Source organism: Pseudomonas crudilactis, assembly GCF_013433315.1.
GTDB lineage: Bacteria > Pseudomonadota > Gammaproteobacteria > Pseudomonadales > Pseudomonadaceae > Aquipseudomonas > Aquipseudomonas crudilactis.
Genome location: NZ_WXVV01000047.1, coordinates 1 through 1,792, shown reverse-complemented (window position 1 = coordinate 1,792; position 1,792 = coordinate 1). Strand labels below are relative to the sequence as shown.

General features: G+C 62.3%; 1 protein-coding gene. It reads right to left on the bottom strand.

Annotation, left to right across the window (positions count from 1 at the left end):
* On the bottom strand, window positions 1–1,792 hold a 1,792-nt coding region (locus tag GTU76_RS29700; protein WP_343057681.1), incomplete at both ends, for an immunoglobulin-like domain-containing protein.

Genomic DNA, 1,792 nt, shown 5'->3' with positions numbered 1-1,792 from the left:
GGTGATAGCCGGAGTCGTGCTTGGCACCAGATTTTCGAAATTGCCACCGCTGGCGTTGCTGATTGTGGCCTGCACGGTGCCAGCGTCTTTGTAGACGTCGTCAGCCGGGGCGGGAACAGTCACGGTGCCAGTGGTTTTACCGGCGTCGATGGTGATCACGGCGCCGTTGGACAGGGTCACGGTGACCGGTGAACCAGCGGCGTTGGTCAGGGTCGCGGTGTAAGTGATCTGGCCACCTTCGGCCACGGTGCCGGTTGCGGACAGCGTCAGGTTGGTGGTGTCGACGGTGTCGGTCACGGTGGTGCTGACCGGGGTTTTGTCGGCGACGAGATTTTCGTAGTTGCCGCCAGTGACGTTGGTGATCGAGTTGGTCAGCGGGGCGTGGCCGGTCAATGCGTCGTTAGGTGCAGTTGTGGTCGCGGTGCCGGTGGTCTGGCCAACACCGATGGTGATGGTCTGACCGTTCGACAGGGTAACCACGACTGGCGAGCCAGTCACTGGAGCACCGACGGTCGCGGTGTAAACAACGTTGCCGCCCTCGGCTGCAGTGGCGGTTGCGGTCAGTTTCACGGTGGTGGTGTCAATGGTATCGGTGACGCTGGTGATAGCCGGAGTCGTGCTTGGCACCAGATTTTCGAAATTGCCACCGCTGGCGTTGCTGATTGTGGCCTGCACGGTGCCAGCGTCTTTGTAGACGTCGTCAGCCGGGGCCGGGACAGTCACGGTGCCGGTGGTTTTGCCGGCATCGATGGTGATCACCGCGCCGTTGGACAGGGTGACGGTCACTGGCGAACCAGCGGCGTTGGTCAGGGTCGCGGTGTAAACAATCGAACCGCCTTCGGCCACGGTGCCGGTCGCGGACAGCGACAGGTTGGTGGTGTCGACGGTGTCAGTGACGTTGGTCGAAACCGGCGTCTTGTCGGCGACGAGATTTTCGTAGTTGCCGCCAGTGACGTTGGTGATCGAGTTGGTCAGCGGTGCGTGACCAGTCAACGCATCGTTTGGTGCGGTAGTGGTCGCAGTCCCCGTAGTCTGGCCGACACCAATGGTGATGGTCTGACCGTTGGCCAGGGTCACGACAACCGGCGAGCCGGTGACTGGCGCGCCGACAGTCGCGGTGTAAACGACGTTGCCACCTTCGGCTGCGGTAGCGGTTGCCGTCAGTTTCACAGTCGTGGTGTCGACGGTATCGGTGACGCTGGTGATAGCTGGCGTCGTGCTCGGCACCAGATTTTCGAAGTTGCCACCGGTGGCGTTGCTGATCGTGGCCTGCACGGTGCCGGCGTCTTTGTAGACGTCATCGGCCGGGGCTGGAACGGTCACGGTGCCAGTGGTTTTACCGGCATCGATGGTGATCACGGCGCCGTTCGACAGGGTCACGGTGACTGGCGAACCAGCGGCGTTGGTCAGGGTCGCGGTGTAAACAATCGAACCGCCTTCAGCCACGGTGCCGGTCGCGCTGAGCGACAGATTGGTGGTGTCGACAGTATCGGTCACCGTCGTGCTGACCGGCGTTTTGTCAGCCACGAGGTTCTCGTAGTTACCGCCGCTGACGTTGGTGATCGCGTTGGTCAGCGGTGCATGGCCGGTCAAAACGTCGTTTGGCGCGGTAGTGGTCGCGGTGCCGGTGGTCTGGCCAACACCAATGGTGATGGTCTGACCGTTCGACAGGGTTACCACGACTGGCGAACCGGTTACTGGTGCACCGACCGTCGCGGTGTAGACGACGTTGCCGCCTTCAGCGGCAGACTCGGTGGCCGTCAGTTTCACCGTGGTGGTGTCGATGGTATCG